Origin of the sequence: Thermoleptolyngbya sp. M55_K2018_002 (genome assembly GCF_015295965.1) — a bacterium.
In the GTDB taxonomy this organism is placed as follows: domain Bacteria; phylum Cyanobacteriota; class Cyanobacteriia; order Elainellales; family Elainellaceae; genus Thermoleptolyngbya; species Thermoleptolyngbya sichuanensis.
Genome location: NZ_DVEA01000012.1, coordinates 12443 through 31026 on the forward strand (window position 1 = coordinate 12443; position 18584 = coordinate 31026).

The following is an 18584-nucleotide window of genomic DNA, read 5'->3' on the forward strand; positions in this document are numbered from 1 at the left end:
TGCAAGATTGTGTTCAAAAATGGTGTCCCAAAATGGTGTCCAAAGCCGCATGGGCTGCGTTCTCTGCATATCGCTGGCGCTGGCTCAAGATTGGCTTAGCTCGATGCCTGACCTACTGAAGCTATCCAGTGATTTTTGTTACTCCCAAAATTTCACAAACGGGCTACCTTTAGATAGATGAGGAAATGGCTCAAATCCTCTATGGATCACTATTCTGCAATGGACTCTGGGTGGGACTAGAGCAGGAATGAAGAGAATGAAGAAAGGCTGTTTGGGGCTTGCTGCCGCCTGCAACCTCAATCTGGATAAACCTGTCTAGGGGTCTGTTCAAGGGGTATGGAGGGAACAGCGTGTCCGTTCTCAAGGGTCACATCTCTGCCTCAGGATTTACACCTCAAGTTCATAAGGAACATTCATTCTGAGACTGGCTCTGAAGTTGTGTCTGTCAGGATTCTGTCCTCTAGCGAGATCTGCCTCCTCATGGACTTCCGTAGACTGCTTGGAAGTCTCCCCGACGCTTTGTTGCTTGGCCGATTGCCCTTCCCGTTTCGCTCTTTCCGCTTCGTCCTTGTTCTACCCAGTCATTCCACAAGTTGCCCCGGAGGTTTAAGCATCTGTCTGTCCAAGCCAGACTTCGTACTAAGCCAGACTTCAAACTAAACCAGGCTTCAAAACTGAATTAGCACACGCATCCTGCCGTGTTGCCGAATCCAGCGTGTGGCCGCGCATTGAATCCCTCTGCTTTCCTGTCCCCCTCTATCCCGGTTACTGCCCATGCGCCGCTTTTTCAACCGCTCTCGTTTGCTCAATGCCGCTCTTTTTGGTGGAACTGTTGCCGCAGCCGCTACGGTTTCCCTGCTGACTCCCGTGTTCAGTTCGGTTGTGAACGCTACGCTTCAGGACAGCCCCAAGGCGCTGCTTGATGAGGCGTGGCAAATCGTGAATCGGGAGTATGTAGACAGCACGTTTAACCAGGTGGACTGGCTAGCGGTGCGCCACGAACTGCTCAGCGCCTCCTACAGCTCGCGGGAAGAGGCTTACAATGCATTGCGCCGCGCCCTCCAGCGGCTAAGAGATCCCTATACCCGCTTCATGGACCCGCGCCAGTTTGAAGTGCTGACGAGTCAGACCTCTGGAGAACTGTCGGGTGTGGGCATTCGGCTTCAGGCAGACGAGCAAACGGGCGCGATTACTGTGGTGGAGCCAATCCCCAACTCTCCGGCGGCGCGGGCGGGCATCCAGGTGGGCGATCGCATTTTGTCGATTGATGGCGTTTCGACCGAAGGGATGACGCTGGAAGAAGCCTCGAATCGCATTCGGGGTGAGGTCGGCACGCGCATTGTTTTGCGGTTGCAACGACAGTCGGAAGAGGCGACCGACCTGACGCTAACGCGGGCCCGCATTGAGCTTCCCAATGTCCACTACACCCTGAAACAAGAGCAGGGCACTCGCGTAGGGTATATCCGCCTGACCGAGTTCAGCGCCCACTCGGCAGAACAAATGCAGCGAGCGATCGAGGACTTGCTGAGCCAGCAGGTGCAGGGCTTTGTGCTGGATCTGCGGGGCAATCCAGGGGGGTTGCTGCAAGCCAGCATCGACATCTCGCGTCAGTGGTTGGGCAATGGACTGATTGTCCGCACGGTGGATCGGTACGGGGCGAACGAGCGGATTCGGGCCAATCGCACGGCGCTGACGGATTTGCCGCTAGTTGTGCTGGTGGACGGCAATTCCGCCAGTTCCAGTGAAATTCTGACGGGGGCGCTGATGGATAATCGGCGGGCTACGATCGTCGGCACCAAGACCTTTGGCAAGGCGCTGGTGCAGTCGGTGCATTCGCTGTCAGATGGGTCTGGTCTGGCGGTGACGATCGCCCATTACTACACCCCCAACGGCACGGACATCAGCCAGCGCGGCATCACGCCCAATGTGCAGGTCAACCTGACCGATAGCCAGCGCCAGCAGCTTGCCGCAAACCCCACCTCGGTCGGCAGCCAGAGCGATCCCCAGTATGTGCGGGCGATCGCCGTTCTCCGGTCTACGATTGCAGCCCAGCCTACCCGTCCGGTTCCCGCTCAGCGGGCCAGTGCCCCCCGCGCCCCCCGCATGAGCAACTAAACGCAGCACCTCGCAAATGCAAAAGGCACGGCGCATCGCGCCGTGCCTCTTATGCGCTTTTATAGGCTGGCTTCAGACCCGCATCAAGCGAACGTCTCTGCGGTCGCAAACGTGGTCACAAAGTCGGTGCGGTTGAGCGCACTGGCTCGCACGCCTAGCAACTCCGCCAGCAGGTCATTACCAGCCCGAACCTGCACACCGCGAGTGGTATCGGTAAAGCGCAGATTGCCGAAGCGCAAATTGCCCGACAGACCGATCTTGTCTACGCCGTCTTTGTAGTCCACGATCGTATCGAATCCAGCGCCGCGCGTCAGCACAAAGGTATCTGCGCCCGCTCCGCCAATGCAGGTATCGCGGCCCAGCCCGCCAACCAGCACATCTTTGCCAGGGCCACCGTTGAGGCGATCGCCCCCACGTCCACCCTCCAGCAAATCGTCGCCCTGCCGCCCGTTTAGCACGTCGGCTCCACCCAGCCCTTGCAGCAGGTCGTTGGCAAATCTGCCGACAAGACGGTTGCGGCCGCTGGTGCCCACAAGTTGAACCCCAAACACGTTGTCGCCTCGAACGCCGAGGTTCTGAATGCGGCGATCGCGCTCTGCGGGCGTGTCTGCCTTGGTAAACGTGCCGCTCTGAGCCAGGAACTCTGCAAACGCATCTTGCTCACTACCTGCATCTGTAAACGTCGCCACCCCATCCGGCAGGCTCACTGGCCCATCGATCACGCCATTCCTGTTCAGGTCAATACTCGTCTCGCCTAACAAATCCACCCGATTCGCCAGGGTTGGGTTTTCTCGCACAAACCGGAAGAACGGATAGCCATCCCCGCTGGCATCTAGCGAACTCGTTCCCAGCAAAAAGCTGAGCGTCACCAATCGGAAGGTGCGGTTCGGATCGCCCACAAGCTGACCGTTCCGAACAATGATTTGCGTAAAGTTGCCATTGGCATCCGTCAGCGCCGCCGACTGGATGCGCTCTCCGGCCGTGGTCACTGTCCCATCGCTCGCGAGTCGCTGGGCCGTCTTGCTGGCATCAAAGCTGAAGGAGATGCCGCCGATTTGAGGAAACGCGCCGGGGGTTCGTCCTGGCCCAACGCCCGAAACACCATGCTCTAGCACTTCCTTCAACTGCGCCGCTGTGACGGTAATCAGGCTCAAGCCATTGTTAAAGCGCAGCGAATTTTCGATGTCCAGTTGCGACAAATCCCCTTCTTGTTTATTTGCCTCCGGGTTAGCCGGTGGAGGCAGGGTCACGATATCGCTGGGGTCGGTTGCGCCCGGAGTGGGGGACACTGCGCCGATGTTGTCGCGGATGCCGCCGCCATTCTTCAGCGAGATTACTACAGAGGAATCCACCTGCCTTGCCACAAACAAGTTGGCATCCGCCGTCAGGTTGCCCAGGTTCGTCTCCTCCGTCCGCACCGAGTTGCGCGTGCCGTTGAGAAATACTGTAGTCTTCCCAAAAATATTGCTGTCTTTGGTGTTGATGATGGTTCGCAGCTTGCCAAGCAAGTCCACTACTTCTGGATCGGGTTCACCGGGGTTGACGGCCGTCAGCGCAGCCACGCTGGCCGTATCTGTGGCATAGGCCCCATTGACATTGGGATCGAGCTTTGACAGGTCAATTTTGCCGTCGTTGTCAAATTCCACCACCAGCCGCCCGACATACTTCCAGTTGCTGTCGGTGTTGACCACCAGCACAGGCCCCGTTGGAGAGTCCTCCACTAGGGGGTAAATGCCGCCTGCCGTGTCGCCAGGGCGCAGTCGGTCGGTGCTGTCTGCCAGCAGGGTGTGGGACCCCCCCGCAATGATCACGTCTACATCGCGCAGCCGTTTGGCTAGTTCCCGCTCGATGAACAACTGCTGCATGTGGGCCACAATCACAATCTTGTTGATGCCAGCAGCAGTCAACGCATCAACTGATTTTTGAATTTCTACGGCGAGGGCATCTAGCTCGGCCGCACTGGGGTTTGCGCCAAAGGGCTGCGGCAGAATTTCAACATTTGGGCCGGGTGAGGAGATGACACCCAGCGTCGGAGTCGTTGCGCCGACAACCCCAATCCGTTCGCCGTTGACCGTCAACACGGTGCTTTTGGCGATGCTGTTGGGGGCTGCGGGCTGTCCATCCGCAACGACCAAATCTTCTAGCACAAAGTCTTGGTTGGAGGTGCCGTCGTCTCCCGGATTGGGATCGGTGAAATTCAGGTTGCTGCTGAGGTAGGGAAAAGCCGTGCCCTGATATTCGCGATCGCGCCGAATTAGAGAAACAACGGTCGATTCACCCAGGTCAAATTCGTGGTTGCCCAGGGCAGAAGCCTGAAATCCCATCTGGTTGAGGATTTCAATATCGACGCGCCCAACCCCCTCGCGGAAAGTGTAGTTATCACCGGGGGTCAGGGAAGAGGTGGTTTTGCGGAGAGCGCGATCGCTCCCAGAAGAGAAGAAGGGGCCAGGAATGTAGTTGTCACCCGAAGACAAGATTATGGTGTTGGTGTAGTCATCCCTCAGCGCGTTAATCACCGTAGAGAAATTAACCGCATCGGTGAAGGATGGGAGACCGCTTTCCATGTCGGAAGCGTGCAGAATTTGCAGTTGAAAAGCCATAGGTTTTGTTGAAGCGATTTGGAGGCGCTCAGTAATAAATGCCTCACAAACGATCCCACGGCGAGATTAAGCGAGTTTAATCTCGTTATTAACGTCTCGTAATTGGGTGATTAACCTTCCTTAAGGTGACCCTAGATCACGACATCTAGGCTTTTTCTTAGCAGCCTGCGGGCGACTGTTCGCACGCGCCAATGCTGACCCAACTGGTGGAGCCGTCCGCCCAGTGTTCCTTTTTCCAGATGGGGGCGTTGTGCTTCAGCGTGTCGATGGCGTACTGGCACGCGGCGAAGGCTTCGGCACGATGGGGACAGCCCACAGCAACCAGCACGCTGATTTCGCCAACGACCAGCTTGCCTGTGCGGTGATGGATGACGACATGACTTACATCGGGCCAGGTGGCGCGAATCTCGGCGGCGATCTGCTGAAACACCTTCAGCGCCATCGGCTCATAGGCCTGGTATTCCAGCGCGATGACGGGCTTGCCGTCGGTTTCCTGACGCACCATGCCGCTCATGACCACCACTGCACCATTGGCCGGGTCATCGGCCAGGTCATAAATCTCTGGCAGCGACAGGGGCGCAAACGTGATCGCGAAGTGGTCTCCGGGGTGGGGAGGGGCGGGGCGACTGGCAAAGGCACGGGCAGAAGGGGCGATCGCACTCATATTGGCGCACTCATTCAGAAAAGTCGCGTAGAGACAGAAGAGTTGCAAGCATTACTCGTTATTATGCCGTGGGGCGCTCGCGTCGGGATACATCGCAAACTGGGCGGCGTTTTTGCCCGTGCGCTTAACCTGATACATAAGCTGGTCGGCATAGTGAATCAGCGGTGCTTGGGAAGAGGGCGGCTGGGTACAAACCACAACGCCGATACTGAGGGTGATGGGGCTTTGCTCTGCCTGCATGGTGTCTACAAGCTGTGTCTGAATTCGGGAAATGATAGTCTTGGCAGCGCGGAGATTGGTTTCAGGAAGCAGCAGGGCAAATTCATCCCCGCCGAGTCTGGCAAGCAGGTCGGTCTTGCGGATGCTGTCTCGAACCACCTGGGACACGAGCTTTAGAATGCGATCGCCCTCCAGATGCCCCCGCTGATCGTTGACCTGCTTGAAGCTATCCAGATCGAGATAGGCAATGGCGAACAGGCGACCATAGCGGCGCGATCGCTCGATTTCCTGCGCCAGCTTCTCGGTAAACACGCGAGCATTGACTGCCTGGGTTAGCTCGTCCATGCTGGACAGCCAGCGGAGCTGATCCTGAGTTTTGCGGAGTCGCGTAATCAGCGTGCTGGTAACGAGAAAAAAACCAAGTCGCGTGATGCTCCGCCAGAGGGAAACAATGGTTTCGGTGTAGACCAGTCCACTGGAATACTCGGCCAGGAGGAAGATCACCAGCAAACTGAGCAACGTGATGTAGAGGGCAACGGGGCGAGGCGAACACCAAGCTGCCCAGGCGATGGGAATTAGGTAGAACAGGGACAGCACGATATCTGAACCCAGGAGATGATCTAGCCAACCAATCGTCAGCACGATCAGCGTGTAAACTGCAACCTGAACCCAGATTGGTTGATGCGCGAGCTGCTCAATCCAATTGCCCTGCTCAATTCTCATGGGTTGAGATGTTTTCTGGAGTCATTGTCAAGTCTTTAAGGCAAGTCTCTAAAGCTAGTCCACCGAGTTCAGTTCGGTCAGCAAAGGCGGTCAAGAATGCAAGCAGCTTTCGATTCAACGCATTTAGAACTGTAGGTGGCCACTTCTGTCATCTGGTGTTCGTCGGGTCTTTGCCCTATTGGATCGAGTATTATATCATTCGGTCAGAGCCTATGCAGAGTAAGTTTGCAATTCCAGTTGTGGTGCTGAGCGTGCTGGGGGCGATCGCCTTTGCGGCCCAGTGGACGATCGAGCGGCAGCGGGTCTACTCGCTCACCATTGCCACGGGCAACGCAGACGGAGAATACTACGCCTTTGCTACGGCGCTGTCGAGCGTGGTCGCTGCCCACGAACCCAAGATTCAGATTCGCGTGCTGGAAACCGACGGCTCCCTGCAAAATGCGAAACTGCTGGCTGAGGGCGAAGCAGATTTAGGCATTATCCAGGGCGACACGTCGCTAGACCCATCTGTGCAGGCGATCGCCTACCTGTTTCCCGAAATCTGCCACCTCATTGCCGCGCCCAGCGCCAACATTCGCCAGTTCACCGACCTGCGCGACAAGCGGGTCGCTGTTCCGCCCCAGGGCAGCGGCTCCTACGCCATCTTCAAGCACTTCCAGACCCACTACAACCTCATGGACGGCGACTTTCGCCCGCTGCCCATGACCACCGCCGAATCTTACGAAAAGCTGCAAGCGGGCGAGATCGACGCGCTGTTTCGCGTGATTGCATTGGGTAGCCCTTCGGTGCGGGGTCTGCTCCAGCGCACCCAGGCGCAGCTCGTGCCGATCGACCAGGCGGAATCCATGCGGCTGACGCTGCCTGTGCTGGAAGCGACTGAAATTCCTAAAGGAACCTACGACGGGGCGCTGCCGATTCCCGACGAAGATATTCCTGCCGTGGGTCTGCGGGCGATTTTGGTAACGCGGCGGGATCTGGAACCAGCGATCGCCAAAGTGATTACCCAAACCCTGTTTGAATTTCGCAACGAACTGGTCAGCCAGTATCCCCGTGCTGCGCTCATGCGCCTGCCCGATGCCCGCGAAAATCTGGGTCTGTCGCTGCATCCTGGCGCACGCGATTATTACAACCAGGACGAACCCGCCTTTTTGGTGGAATATGCCGAGGTCATGGGCTTTCTGTTGTCCTTTGCGGTGCTAGCTGCGTCTAGTCTGTGGCAATTTCGCCGCTGGCTGGATGAACGCCAGAAAAACCGTGCTGATATGTACAACCTCAAGGTGCTGGAGCTGCTCGAAAAAGTAGAACAGGCGAACACCCCGGAGGAACTGGAATCTCTGCGTCAAGCTCTATTTGAAATGTTTCACAAAGTCGTGACCGACCTGGACACCGACCGCATCTCCCAGGCTTCGTTTCAGTCTTTTACCTTTCCCTGGGATGTGGCCCTCAGCACGATTCGCCATCGAGAATTGTTGATGAGTCGTGCGATGGATTACAAAGATCAGAAACCAGAAATGCGGCGATGATAGATTTGGGCGGGAGCGAAGAGCGAAGAGCGAAAAAAGAAGAACGAAGAAAGAAGAACGAAGAAAGAAGAACGAAGAAAGAAGAACGAAGAGCGAAAAAAGAAAAACGACGAGCGAAGAAAGACAAAAGAGACTCTGATGAATACTTTTCGTGTGGGTATTGCTGGCCCTGTGGGTTCTGGAAAGACGGCTTTGGTTGATCGCTTGTGTAAGGCGATGCGGGAGACGTATAACCTGGCGGTGGTGACGAATGATATCTACACGAAGGAAGACGCGCAGTTTTTGGTGCGGAGTGAGGCGCTGACGGGCGATCGCATCGTGGGCGTGGAAACGGGCGGCTGCCCCCATACGGCGATTCGCGAAGATGCCTCGATCAACCTGGTGGCGATCGAACAGCTAGAGCGGCAGTTTCAGCCTGATTTAATCTTTGTGGAAAGCGGCGGCGACAACCTCGCGTCTACCTTCAGCCCGGAACTGGTGGATTTGACGATCTACGTGATCGATGTGGCCGCTGGGGACAAGATTCCCCGAAAGGGCGGCCCGGGCATTACGAAATCTGACCTGCTGGTGATTAACAAAATCGACCTAGCTCCGCTGGTGGGGGCAGACTTGGGCGTGATGGAGCGCGATGCCCGCAAGATGCGCGGCGACAAGCCGTTTGTCTTTACAAATCTGAAGATCAATCAGGAGCTAGAAACTATCGTGCAGTTTATAGAACTACACATGGGCAAACCGTCTTTGCAACCGTCGGCTTGAACGGAATGAGGATGAGGGCGATCGCTCCCCAAGAACGGGATTTGAACCAGAATTCCGCAATAATAGCAACACGCAGAAGGCACTGTATCTCGAACGCAAGCAAGAACGTGGTGACAAGTCTCAAAGCAGATCTCAAAAACTTGCAAAAAGATGCGCTCCGGTAAACCAGCGAAATCCCTATCAGCGATCTGCGGAATCCTTCTGGTGATGACGGGGATGACCTGTTCCACTCAGCCGCCAGAGCAACTGCCAACGACGATCGTTCAGCAAGAGGCAACGCTTCAACCCGTCTCCCTAAACCCTGAGAAAATCATCGACGGACAGACGGTTTATGTTCCGGTCTATTCGCACATCTATCACCACAACAACCCGCGCAATGCGGTCAACCTGTCGGCCACGCTGAGCATTCGCAATACCGACGCAGAACACGCCATTATCATTACTGCCGTGCGCTACTTCGACTCTGAGGGTGAGATGATTCGCCAGGATATTACGGAGCCATCGAAGCTGGGGCCGCTGGCTTCGGTCAGCTTTTTTGTGGCAGCAAACGATGTGAGCGGCGGCGCGGGCGCAAACTTTTTGGTGGACTGGGTGGCACAAACGGCGGTTTCGGAACCCGTGATCGAAGCGGTCATGATTAGCACTTCGTCTTCTCAGGGCATTTCCTTTGTCAGCCCTGGGCGAGTGGTGAAACAGCGGGACGTTGCGCCGTAGTGCTAATTCGGCTGCCGCAATGCTCCATCAAACGAAGCCGTTTCTTCTTAAGATTATTTTTAGGATTAAGATTGCCCTAGAATCGATAGCGTTCCTCAATCAAGCGCATGGGCAACCCAAACCGTATCTTGATCTTGTTTGCACACCCAGCGCTGGAAAAGTCGCGGGTGAACCGTCAACTGATTCGCGCGGTGCAGGGACTCGATTCTATTACCCTGCATGATCTCTACGAGCAATACCCCAACTTTCACATCAACGTAGCGCTGGAACAGGATCTGCTGCGATCGCACGATATTATCGTCTTCCAGCATCCTTTCTACTGGTACAGCAGCCCCGCCCTCCTCAAAGAGTGGCAAGATCTGGTGCTGGAACATGGCTTTGCCTACGGGCATAATGGCACAGCACTGCGGGGTAAGAAGTTCCTGTCTGCCATCACCACGGGCGGCAGTGAGCAAGCCTATTGTCGGCAGGGACACAACTATTTCACGATTCGGGAACTGCTGACTCCCTTTGAACAGACGGCGCGGCTTTGCGGCATGGAATATCTGCCGCCGTTTGTCATTACGGGGACGCATCAACTGCGGCAGGCAGATCAGATTGCTCCCTACGCCGAGGCTTACCGAATGGCGCTAGTGGCGCTGCGCGACGGCACGCTGGACTGGCCCACGCTGATCCAGCAAAAGACGCTGAATGCTGACCTGACAAAGATCTTGCCCCAGGTTGCCGATCCCAACCCGCCCTTAAAACTGACTCCCTCCATGCAGCCGGAGATCGCCCCGAATGGACAGTAGCTTATTTCTTCAGGCGTTTATTTACCTGCTGGCGGCAGTGCTGTCGGTGCCTATCTCCAAGCGGCTGGGGCTGGGGTCGGTGCTGGGCTACCTGATTGCAGGCGTGGTCATCGGCCCGTTTGTCATGGGGCTGGTGGGTCAGGAAGGACAGGACGTGATGCGCTTCGCCGAGTTTGGCGTAGTGATGATGCTGTTTCTAGTAGGGTTGCAACTCCAGCCAGATTTATTGTGGCGGCTGCGGATGCCGATTTTGGGGCTGGGCGGGCTGCAACTGGTGGCAAATGTGGCGCTGATTACGGCACTGGCGATGCTGGTGGGGCTGTCGTGGAATATGGCAATGGCGATCGCCCTCATCCTCCCTTTCTCCTCCACCGCCATCGGCGTGCAAACCCTGAACGAGCGCGGGCTAATGAAAACCGAGGGCGGCCAGTCGGCCTTTTCGGTGCTGCTGTTTCAGGCAGTGGCGGTGATCCCCATCCTAGCGCTGCTGCCGTTGCTATCCACCGCTCCGCCCGCTGTGGTGCAGCAGCCCGTCTCGGCAGCAAGCACCCTGGCGGGCTGGCAGCAAACCCTGCTGGTGATCGGCACGGTCGGCGGCATCGTCCTAGGCGGGCGGTTTTTGATGCAGCCCGTGTTTCGCTTTATCGCCGCGACACGCCTGCGAGAAAGCTTTACGGCGACGGCACTGCTGCTAGTGGTGGGGATTACGCTGGCAATGCAGGGGGTGGGCTTGTCGCCTGCACTGGGCACGTTTGTAGCAGGTGTGGTGCTGGCAGAGAGCGAATATCGTCACGAGCTGATGAGCACTATCGAGCCGTTTCAAAGCTTGCTGCTAGGGCTGTTTTTCATCTCCGTCGGGGCCAGCATTGACTTTAACCTGATCCTGGCACAGCCGATGCTGATTGCGGGGCTGATCGCCGGGATTACGGTTCTCAAGTGCGGCGTGCTGGTGGGACTGGGTAATTTGTTTAAGCTGGCGCTGAGTCAGAGCCTTCTGTTTGCCTTTTCGCTGGTGCAGGGCGACGAGTTTGCCTTTGTACTGTTTTCGTTTGCCGCCCAGACCAAGGTGCTGACGGAGGATCTAGCGGGAATTTTGATTGCGGTGGTGGCGCTGTCGATGCTGCTGTCGCCTGTGATGATGATTGCCTACGATCGCCTGATTATGCCCCGCTTTGAAACGCAGACCGAAGAACGCGAAGCCGATGAGATTGATGAATCCGATAATCCGGTGATCATCGTTGGCTTCGGGCGGTTTGGGCAAATTGTCGGGCGTTTGCTGATTGCCAATGGCTATCGCATCACCGTGCTAGAGCATAACCCGGCGCAGATCGATCTGCTGCGACGCTTTGGCTGGAAGGTGTTTTATGGCGATGCGGCGCGGCTGGATTTGCTGCACGCGGCGGGGGCAGCGGAGGCTCGGATGTTGGTGCTGGCGATCGACGACCGTGAAAAAATGCGGGAGATTGTGCAACTGGCCCACAAGCATTTTCCCCATCTGAAGCTTTTGGCGCGGGCGGGCGATCGCCGCCATGCCTATGAACTCATCCGCAGCGGCGTAGACGTGATCCAGCGGGAAACCTTTAGCTCCGCGCTAGATCTGGGCGTGGAAGCACTGAAACTCATGGGAATGCGGGCCTATCGGGCCCATCGCGCAGCGCAAATCTTTAAGCAGCACGATGAAGCCGCACTACGCGAAGTCGCAGTCATGGAAGACGACGATACGGCCCTGATTGCGCGATCGCGCCAGTTGGCCCAAGATCTGGAGCGCATTTTGCAGGCAGACGCAGAAGATCGACGAGCCGAGGGCGATCGCGCCTGGGACATTTCCACCCTCAGAACAGAAGCGGTCGAAAGAGACGCATAAAGCTGGCTAGAACCAGACTAAACCGGTCTAACGAGGTCTAGAGAGGCAAGGCTCGCCGCACCAACTCAGCCAAACGCCAACTCAGCTAAAAGGCAGAGATGACTCCGCCAAAGTGCAGAAATAAGGTCTGAAAGCAGATTTATAAAAACTTAAGAACCTCAGTTTTGTAGCCTAAAGCACAAATGACAAGGGTCTACAGACCTAACATCACACCCTAGTATGATTAATCGTTCATTTCGCCCCCTCGCGATGAGGAGACGTGTTGCATGACAAGGCTATTTGGTCGTCGGAAATTTATGGTCTATGGCTCCGCCGCACTCGGAGCTAGCATGTTGCTCAAGGCGTGTGCCCCCTCTACTACCACTACGGCAAGTTCCCCCGCTGCGGATGCATCTTCGCCAACGGCTCCTGCTTCAGGGGATGGCATCAAGGTGGGTGTCCTCCACTCGCTGAGCGGCACGATGGCCATCTCTGAGAAGTCGGTGGTCGATTCTACGCTGCTTGCCATCGATGAAATTAACGCATCAGGCGGCGTGCTGGGCAAGCAAATTATCCCCATCATCGAAGATGGCGCGTCGGATTGGCCCACCTTTGCCGAAAAAGCCCGCAAGCTGATCGATCAAGATCAGGTCGTCGTTATCTTTGGCTGCTGGACTTCTGCCAGCCGCAAAGCGGTGCTGCCTGTGTTTGAAGAAAAGAACCACATGCTGTTCTACCCGGTGCAGTATGAAGGGCAGGAATGCTCCAAGAACATTTTCTACACGGGTGCTGCGCCTAACCAGCAAATCGAGCCGTCGGTGGACTGGCTGCTGGAAAACAAGGGCAAGGAATTCTATCTGGTCGGATCGGACTACGTGTTCCCCCGTACCGCCAACACGATTATCAAAGCCCAAGTGGCTGCTAAGGGCGGCACGGTGGTTGGCGAAGACTACCTACCCCTGGGCAACACTGAAGTTGCGCCGATTATCGCCAAGATTCGTTCGGCTCTGCCCAACGGCGGTGTCATCTACAACACGCTGAACGGCGACAGCAATGTGGCCTTCTTCAAGCAACTGCAAGGCGCAGGTCTCACGCCCGACAAGTATCCCACCATGTCGGTGAGTATCGCAGAAGAAGAAGTGCAGGCCATCGGCAAGGAATACTTGCTTGGCCATGCTGCTGCCTGGAACTACTTCATGACGGTCGATTCGCCCGAAAACAAGAAGTTTGTGGATGCCTTCAAAGCCAAGTATGGCGATAGCCGCGTGACCAACGACCCAATGGAAGCGGGCTACATCTCCGTCAACATCTGGAAGCAGGCAGTTGAAAAGGCCGGTTCTGAAGGCACACCGACCGACCTAGAAGCAGTGCGCTCTGCTGCCTACGGTCAAGAATTTGCCGCGCCCCACGGCCCGGTGAAGATGTTCCCCAACCACCACATTTCCAAGACGGTTCGGATTGGTGAAGTGCGGGATGACGGCCTGTTTGAAATCGTCTATTCCACGCCTGCCCCGGTCGATCCAGTGCCCTGGAACCAGTACGTTGCGGAAACCAAAGGCTTTGCCTGCGATTGGACGAGAACCGATGTCAGCGATCCGGGCAAGTTCCAGATCTAGAGATTAGATCGCTGGTTTCTCAGATTTCTCGCGGGCGCGGCCCGCGAGAGTTTCTTTACTTATCTCGGTTATCGCTCGGTTGTCGCTCGGCTGTAGATGACGGGTTGCCTGTTGCTGACTCATTGGGAGAGAGCCTGTGGTTGCGAGTATTTTGGACGGTATTTTTAACGGAGTCAGTATTGGCTCGATCCTGCTGCTGGCGGCGCTGGGGTTGGCGATCGTGTTTGGCTTGATGGGCGTGATCAACATGGCCCACGGCGAGCTGATGATGCTTGGCGCTTATACGACCTTCGTGGTGCAGAATGCGTTCAGGGCAATTGGTGGGCCGCTGTTTGAGGTTTATATCTTTTTTGCACTGATAGCGGCGTTTATTGTCGCAGCGCTGGTGGGGCTACTGCTGGAGCGGGGCGTGATTCGCTATCTCTACGGGCGACCGCTAGAAACGCTCCTGGCAACTTGGGGCGTGAGCCTGATTTTGCAGCAGTTCGTCCGCAGTGTGAACTGGGTGCTGGTGTTTGGTCTAATTCTGTTCTGTGTTTTGTACTTTGGCGGACAGTGGATTGCCAAGCGTCGTCCTGATTTTGAGCGGATTCGGGGCTGGGCAACCGCTCTGCTGCTGGCGCTGTCGGGGGCGATCGCCCTTGTTGGTGGCAATATCCTCGCCAGAACCTATGGACTCGCCGTGACGCAGCCCTGGTTTGGCGCACAAAACAAAGATGTGACCGCACCGGCCTGGCTGCGCGGCGGCATTCCTCTAGGCAACTACCAGCTTCCCTACACGCGCCTGTTCATCATGGTGCTGACGGTGCTGTGTGTGCTGGGGGTCTACTGGTTTCTGAACCGCACGGCTTGGGGGCTGCGGATTCGCGCTGTCACCCAAAACCGCAACATGAGCGCCTGTCTGGGCATTCCCACCCGCACGGTGGACGCGCTCACGTTTGCCTTGGGGTCGGGGCTGGCGGGTATCGCTGGGTGCGCCCTCAGCCTGCTGGGTTCTGTTGGCCCCAACACGGGGCAAAACTACATCGTGAATACGTTTATGGTGGTGGTCGTAGGCGGCGTAGGCAAGCTGATTGGCACGATTGTCGGGGCGATGGCAATCGGCATTACGGACTACATTATTGGCACCGGGATGCTGGCAAACTTGACGAATATCCCGGTTATTAAAGACTTTTTCACCTTTTTTGCGACAACCAGCATGGCAAAGGTGATGGTGTTTGCGCTTATCGTCCTGTTTCTCCAGTTTCGTCCGGCGGGGATGTTCCCGCAGAAAGGACGCACGGTGGATGCCTAGCCATCCGAATCTGATCTGGCTCTGCACCAATTCTTGTTGCCGTTACCGAAGCAATGTTTGTCTGATTCTGCACCGATTCTTGTTGCCGTTACCTGAGCAATCCTCATGGCCGTTGACACTTTTGTTCCCAACCGCACGGTAAACCTGGCAAAGCGGCGATCGCTCTTGATTGAGATGGCCATTGTCGCGGCGATCGCCCTGTTCCTCATCTTCGCGCTGCCCTGGATGATTTCTGCCTTTCGCCTGAACCTAATGGGTCGATTCTTGGCGCTGGCGATTGTTGCCCTCGGCATCGACCTAATCTGGGGCTTCACCGGGCTGCTCAGCTTGGGTCACGGCATTTTCTTCACGCTGGGTGGCTATGCCCTGGCCATGCATCTGAAGCTGCCCCAGCCGCCAGGAAGCGGGCTTCCAGATTTTATGTCGCTCTACGGAGTCAGCGAGTTGCCTTGGTTCTGGCGACCGTTTTACTCTGCGCCATTTTCTATGATGGCGATCGCCGTCATTCCCGCCATCATTGCCGGACTGCTAGGCTACGTCATCTTCCGAAACCGAATTCGCGGCGTGTATTTTTCCATCCTGACGCAAGCAGCAACGATTATCTTTTTCAACTTTTTCAACGGTCAGCAAAAGCTGTTCAACGGAACCAACGGCTTGACCGATTTTCGGTCGGTTTTTGGATTGCCTGTGAAGGACAACCGGACGCAGTACATTCTCTACATTGTCACCATCCTGTTCGTGGTGGCGGCCTACGCCCTGTGTCGATGGCTGACCAGCGGCCGGTTTGGTCGCCTTCTGGTGGCCATCCGTGACGATGAAAGTCGCGTTCGATTTACGGGCTATAACCCAACGGGGTTCAAGATCCTGGTGTTTGCCGTATCTGGTGCGCTGGCCGGAATCGCGGGTGCCCTGTTCACGCTGCAATCGGGCATTGTGTCGCCCAACACGATGAACATCGCCTTCTCGATTGAAATGGTGATCTGGGTTGCAGTCGGCGGCCGCGCAACGCTGGTGGGCGCAATTTTGGGCGCAGTGGTTGTGAACCTGGCTAAGAGCCTGCTGAGCGAAAAGTTTCCCGATTTTTGGCTATTTTTCCAGGGCGGTTTGTTTTTGCTGGTGGTGCTGCTGTTGCCCAGCGGCATTATCGGCTGGCTCCGCACCAGCGGCGTGAACCTTTACAAGCAGATTACCGGACAAACTCGCCTATCTACCTACCCAAGCCTAGAGGAAGACCCAGAGGTTGAATATGAACGAAAAAATCTTGGAGATTGACGACCTTACCGTTAGCTTCGACGGCTTTAAGGCACTCAATCATCTTAACTTCAGCCTCGACAAGGGCGAACTGCGCGTTATCATTGGTCCCAACGGTGCAGGCAAGACGACCTTTCTCGACATCATTACGGGAAAAACCAAGCCCACCGAAGGACAGGTGCGCTTCAAAGGTCGGAATCTGCGTCCCTACGCTGAGCATGAAATCGCGCAAATGGGCGTGGGGCGTAAGTTTCAAACGCCACGAGTGTACCTGAACCTGTCCACCCGCGAAAACCTAGAGCTAGCCGCCAACCGCCAAAAGTCCGTCATTCACACCCTGTTTCGCAAGACGCTAAACGTTGAGCGGCGAACGGTCGCGGAACTGCTGGAGACCATCGGTCTGTCACACAAAGCGGATATGAAAGCGAATCTGCTGTCGCACGGCGAAAAGCAGTGGCTAGAAATTGGCATGTTGGTGGCTCAATCCCCCGATTTGCTGCTAGTAGACGAACCCGTGGCCGGGCTGACGGACGAAGAAACGGAACGCACGGGTGAACTGCTGCTGTCCTTGGCCGAGAGCCATTCGATCATCGTAATCGAACATGACATGGAATTCGTTCGCCAAATTGCCAGAGGCACAGTCACCGTGCTACACCAGGGTTCCGTCCTCTGTGAAGGCACCATCGACGAAGTGCAGTCTGACCCCCGCGTCATCGAAGTTTACCTGGGTCAAGAAATCCATGCCGATGGCCCCATCAGCCTGCAAGACACCGAAGAACTGCTAGAAGTCGTCGAAGGCGTGTAGGGCAGGAATCAGACCTCCGAAGTTAGGAATGCGACTCGGAATCTTCCCTGTTGCGCCACGCCAATCCCCCATCGCGCCAATACTCCCTTATCCCTTTCCCTCTGCCATCATGAGCCAAACCAACTCTGCTGTCGCCTACGAAACGCCTGCCGTTTCCGATGACGCTATGCTCCGTGTATCGGGGCTGAATGTGTATTACGGCGAGAGCCATATCTTGCGGAATGTGGATCTCACCGTGCCACGGGGACAGATGGTGTGCTTGATTGGGCGCAACGGCGTGGGCAAGACGACCCTGCTGAAGACCATCATGGGCCTGCTAAAGCCGCGCAGTGGGAATATCACATTCGATGGGCGATCGCTCTTAGAACGGACTCCTGACCAGCGGGCGCGACTGGGCATTGGCTACGTTCCGCAGGGGCGCGAGGTGATTCCCCGGCTAACGGTGCAGGAAAACCTGCTGCTGGGGCGCGAAGCAAGGGCAGACAAGGCTGGGCGCAGCACCAACCAGGTTCCCGACTATATCTACGACCTGTTTCCTGTGCTAAAGACCATGCTGGATCGGATGGGCGGCGACCTGTCGGGCGGGCAGCAGCAGCAGTTGGCGATCGCCCGCGCCCTCATGGGCAAGCCCAAACTCCTGGTGCTGGACGAACCCACCGAAGGCATTCAGCCCTCAATCATCCTGGATATCGAAAACGCCGTGCGCCAGATCGTTGCCTCCACAGGGATTTCGGTCCTTTTGGTGGAGCAGCATTTGCATTTTGTGCGCCAGGCCGACCGCTACTACGCCATGCAAAAGGGTGGCATCGTCGCCTCTGGCCCGACTAGCGAACTGAGCAACGACGTGATCCAGCAATTCCTGGCCGTGTAATGACGTGTCGTGTCACGGCGCGATGTGCAACGTTCAATCTGCCGTCATCCCCTAACTCCTGCTCCCAGTCGGGAGGCGGAGAGCAAGAGGGGCTGGAAGTCCCTACGCAAACCCAAACGCTCAGCGGCTAATCGACTCGCTCTAGCTGCCAGAGAATCTGGTTCCCTTCGCGGCGCACGCGAGAGACGACCCAGTTGCGCCAGACCCAGTGATCGCCCCGCCCGGTGACGGCGCTGGCGTTGACATCCATCAGGTCGGCCAGTTCGGCGCTGGTAATCAGATATCCACTGCTGGCGATCGCATCGGCCATTTGCAGCGTTTCGACAGTATTGCGAAGCTGAGCAACCCGCACCTCGCGGGGCAAATTGTCGCTGGTATCTACGCTGGAGGAAATCGACGAAAGATTAGAGTCCACGGTGAGTTCAGCGGAATGCGTTAGGACAGCCAACATGCACAGCAAAGCAACAGTTCAATTCACAGCACAACAGTTCAATTCACAGCAATTCACAGCAATTCACAGATTCATTAAAGCACTCTCCTAGAAAAACAGATTGCAAACTGTAATGCAATGTTGAGTTTTGCTGCAAATCTAGAATACAAACCTTCAAAAAAAGTGTCCCATCTAGAGAAAACATCTCATCCAGAGCCACGCATCGAGCGATTTCGCGCCAAAAAGCGGACACCAGACTCCTTCACACTCCGTAGCAAAATTTTGCTTGCGCCGATCAGGGGTATCCACTACAATCGTCCATCAAGCTGTGATTTTTCCAAGACGCAGCTTATCTTCACTCCCCGAAAA

14 protein-coding genes and 1 pseudogene are annotated in these 18584 nt (G+C 56.3%); 11 read left to right on the plus strand and 4 right to left on the minus strand.

The window, feature by feature from the left end; translation table 11 throughout:
- The first annotated feature begins 774 nt into the window (after positions 1-774).
- The gene (gene ctpB, locus IGS51_RS00455; RefSeq protein WP_297074811.1) at positions 775-2115 is read left to right on the plus strand and encodes a carboxyl-terminal processing protease CtpB; all 1341 of its coding nucleotides are present in this window, start codon (positions 775-777) and stop codon (positions 2113-2115) included.
- An 83-nt stretch (positions 2116-2198) separates the two neighbouring features.
- Here the strand turns inward: ctpB and IGS51_RS00460 are convergent, their stop codons facing one another.
- The 3 genes from IGS51_RS00460 to IGS51_RS00470 all read right to left on the minus strand — a co-directional run bounded on the left by IGS51_RS00460 (position 2199) and on the right by IGS51_RS00470 (position 6321).
- Positions 2199-4715 (minus strand): 5'-nucleotidase C-terminal domain-containing protein, encoded by a 2517-nt coding sequence (locus IGS51_RS00460; RefSeq protein WP_297074812.1) that lies wholly within the window; start codon positions 4713-4715, stop codon positions 2199-2201.
- A gap of 157 nt (positions 4716-4872) precedes the next feature.
- Positions 4873-5379 (minus strand): molybdenum cofactor biosynthesis protein MoaE, encoded by a 507-nt coding sequence (locus IGS51_RS00465; protein ID WP_297074831.1) that lies wholly within the window; start codon positions 5377-5379, stop codon positions 4873-4875.
- A gap of 51 nt (positions 5380-5430) precedes the next feature.
- Complete coding sequence (locus IGS51_RS00470) at positions 5431-6321, minus strand: GGDEF domain-containing protein (RefSeq protein WP_297074813.1); 891 nt, start codon at positions 6319-6321, stop codon at positions 5431-5433.
- Positions 6322-6533: 212 nt separating this feature from the next.
- Here IGS51_RS00470 and IGS51_RS00475 point away from each other — a divergent pair, with 212 nt between their 5' ends.
- From IGS51_RS00475 to urtE, 10 genes are all read left to right on the plus strand, one after another.
- Entirely contained in the window at positions 6534-7844 is a 1311-nt protein-coding gene (locus IGS51_RS00475; RefSeq protein ID WP_297074815.1) for a TAXI family TRAP transporter solute-binding subunit, read from the plus strand.
- Positions 7845-7982: 138 nt separating this feature from the next.
- Positions 7983-8600 carry an urease accessory protein UreG gene (gene ureG / locus IGS51_RS00480; RefSeq protein ID WP_297074816.1) on the plus strand — a complete coding sequence of 206 codons (618 nt, stop codon included), beginning with the start codon at positions 7983-7985 and terminating at the stop codon, positions 8598-8600.
- Between the two features lie 216 nt (positions 8601-8816).
- On the plus strand, positions 8817-9314 hold the full coding sequence (locus IGS51_RS00485) for a DUF3124 domain-containing protein (protein WP_297074818.1): 498 nt from the start codon (positions 8817-8819) through the stop codon (positions 9312-9314).
- Between the two features lie 107 nt (positions 9315-9421).
- On the plus strand, positions 9422-10105 hold the full coding sequence (locus IGS51_RS00490) for an NAD(P)H-dependent oxidoreductase (RefSeq protein WP_297074820.1): 684 nt from the start codon (positions 9422-9424) through the stop codon (positions 10103-10105).
- Positions 10095-11969 carry a monovalent cation:proton antiporter-2 (CPA2) family protein gene (locus tag IGS51_RS00495; RefSeq protein ID WP_297074821.1) on the plus strand — a complete coding sequence of 625 codons (1875 nt, stop codon included), beginning with the start codon at positions 10095-10097 and terminating at the stop codon, positions 11967-11969. The genes IGS51_RS00490 and IGS51_RS00495 overlap by 11 nt, the downstream gene beginning before the upstream one ends.
- 266 nt (positions 11970-12235) lie before the next feature.
- On the plus strand, positions 12236-13564 hold the full coding sequence (gene urtA, locus IGS51_RS00500; protein ID WP_297074822.1) for an urea ABC transporter substrate-binding protein: 1329 nt from the start codon (positions 12236-12238) through the stop codon (positions 13562-13564).
- Positions 13565-13700: 136 nt separating this feature from the next.
- Positions 13701-14858, plus strand: coding sequence for an urea ABC transporter permease subunit UrtB (gene urtB, locus IGS51_RS00505; RefSeq protein WP_297074824.1), 1158 nt, complete (start codon positions 13701-13703; stop codon positions 14856-14858).
- 105 nt (positions 14859-14963) lie between these two features.
- Positions 14964-16130 carry an urea ABC transporter permease subunit UrtC gene (gene urtC / locus IGS51_RS00510; RefSeq protein ID WP_297074826.1) on the plus strand — a complete coding sequence of 389 codons (1167 nt, stop codon included), beginning with the start codon at positions 14964-14966 and terminating at the stop codon, positions 16128-16130.
- Positions 16105-16914 (plus strand): urea ABC transporter ATP-binding protein UrtD, encoded by an 810-nt coding sequence (urtD, locus tag IGS51_RS00515; RefSeq protein ID WP_172358529.1) that lies wholly within the window; start codon positions 16105-16107, stop codon positions 16912-16914. The genes urtC and urtD overlap by 26 nt, the downstream gene beginning before the upstream one ends.
- 109 nt (positions 16915-17023) lie before the next feature.
- On the plus strand, positions 17024-17785 hold the full coding sequence (gene urtE / locus IGS51_RS00520; protein ID WP_297074828.1) for an urea ABC transporter ATP-binding subunit UrtE: 762 nt from the start codon (positions 17024-17026) through the stop codon (positions 17783-17785).
- 127 nt (positions 17786-17912) lie between these two features.
- Here urtE and IGS51_RS00525 read toward each other — a convergent pair.
- Positions 17913-18185 (minus strand): annotated as a pseudogene (locus IGS51_RS00525) (hypothetical protein); the annotation flags it as partial.
- Positions 18186-18584: the final 399 nt, after the last annotated feature.

What these genes read in the sequence shown, in the direction of transcription:
- IGS51_RS00470 (WP_297074813.1), bottom strand. Translation starts at nt 6,321, where the DNA reads ATGAGAATTGAGCAGGGCAATTGGATTGAGCAGCTCGCGCATCAACCA.
- ctpB (WP_297074811.1), top strand. Translation starts at nt 775, where the DNA reads ATGCGCCGCTTTTTCAACCGCTCTCGTTTGCTCAATGCCGCTCTTTTT.
- ureG (WP_297074816.1), top strand. Translation starts at nt 7,983, where the DNA reads ATGAATACTTTTCGTGTGGGTATTGCTGGCCCTGTGGGTTCTGGAAAG.
- IGS51_RS00485 (WP_297074818.1), top strand. Translation starts at nt 8,817, where the DNA reads ATGACCTGTTCCACTCAGCCGCCAGAGCAACTGCCAACGACGATCGTT.
- IGS51_RS00475 (WP_297074815.1), top strand. Translation starts at nt 6,534, where the DNA reads ATGCAGAGTAAGTTTGCAATTCCAGTTGTGGTGCTGAGCGTGCTGGGG.
- urtD (WP_172358529.1), top strand. Translation starts at nt 16,105, where the DNA reads ATGAACGAAAAAATCTTGGAGATTGACGACCTTACCGTTAGCTTCGAC.
- IGS51_RS00495 (WP_297074821.1), top strand. Translation starts at nt 10,095, where the DNA reads ATGGACAGTAGCTTATTTCTTCAGGCGTTTATTTACCTGCTGGCGGCA.
- IGS51_RS00490 (WP_297074820.1), top strand. Translation starts at nt 9,422, where the DNA reads ATGGGCAACCCAAACCGTATCTTGATCTTGTTTGCACACCCAGCGCTG.
- urtA (WP_297074822.1), top strand. Translation starts at nt 12,236, where the DNA reads ATGACAAGGCTATTTGGTCGTCGGAAATTTATGGTCTATGGCTCCGCC.
- IGS51_RS00465 (WP_297074831.1), bottom strand. Translation starts at nt 5,379, where the DNA reads ATGAGTGCGATCGCCCCTTCTGCCCGTGCCTTTGCCAGTCGCCCCGCC.
- urtE (WP_297074828.1), top strand. Translation starts at nt 17,024, where the DNA reads ATGAGCCAAACCAACTCTGCTGTCGCCTACGAAACGCCTGCCGTTTCC.
- urtC (WP_297074826.1), top strand. Translation starts at nt 14,964, where the DNA reads ATGGCCGTTGACACTTTTGTTCCCAACCGCACGGTAAACCTGGCAAAG.
- IGS51_RS00460 (WP_297074812.1), bottom strand. Translation starts at nt 4,715, where the DNA reads ATGGCTTTTCAACTGCAAATTCTGCACGCTTCCGACATGGAAAGCGGT.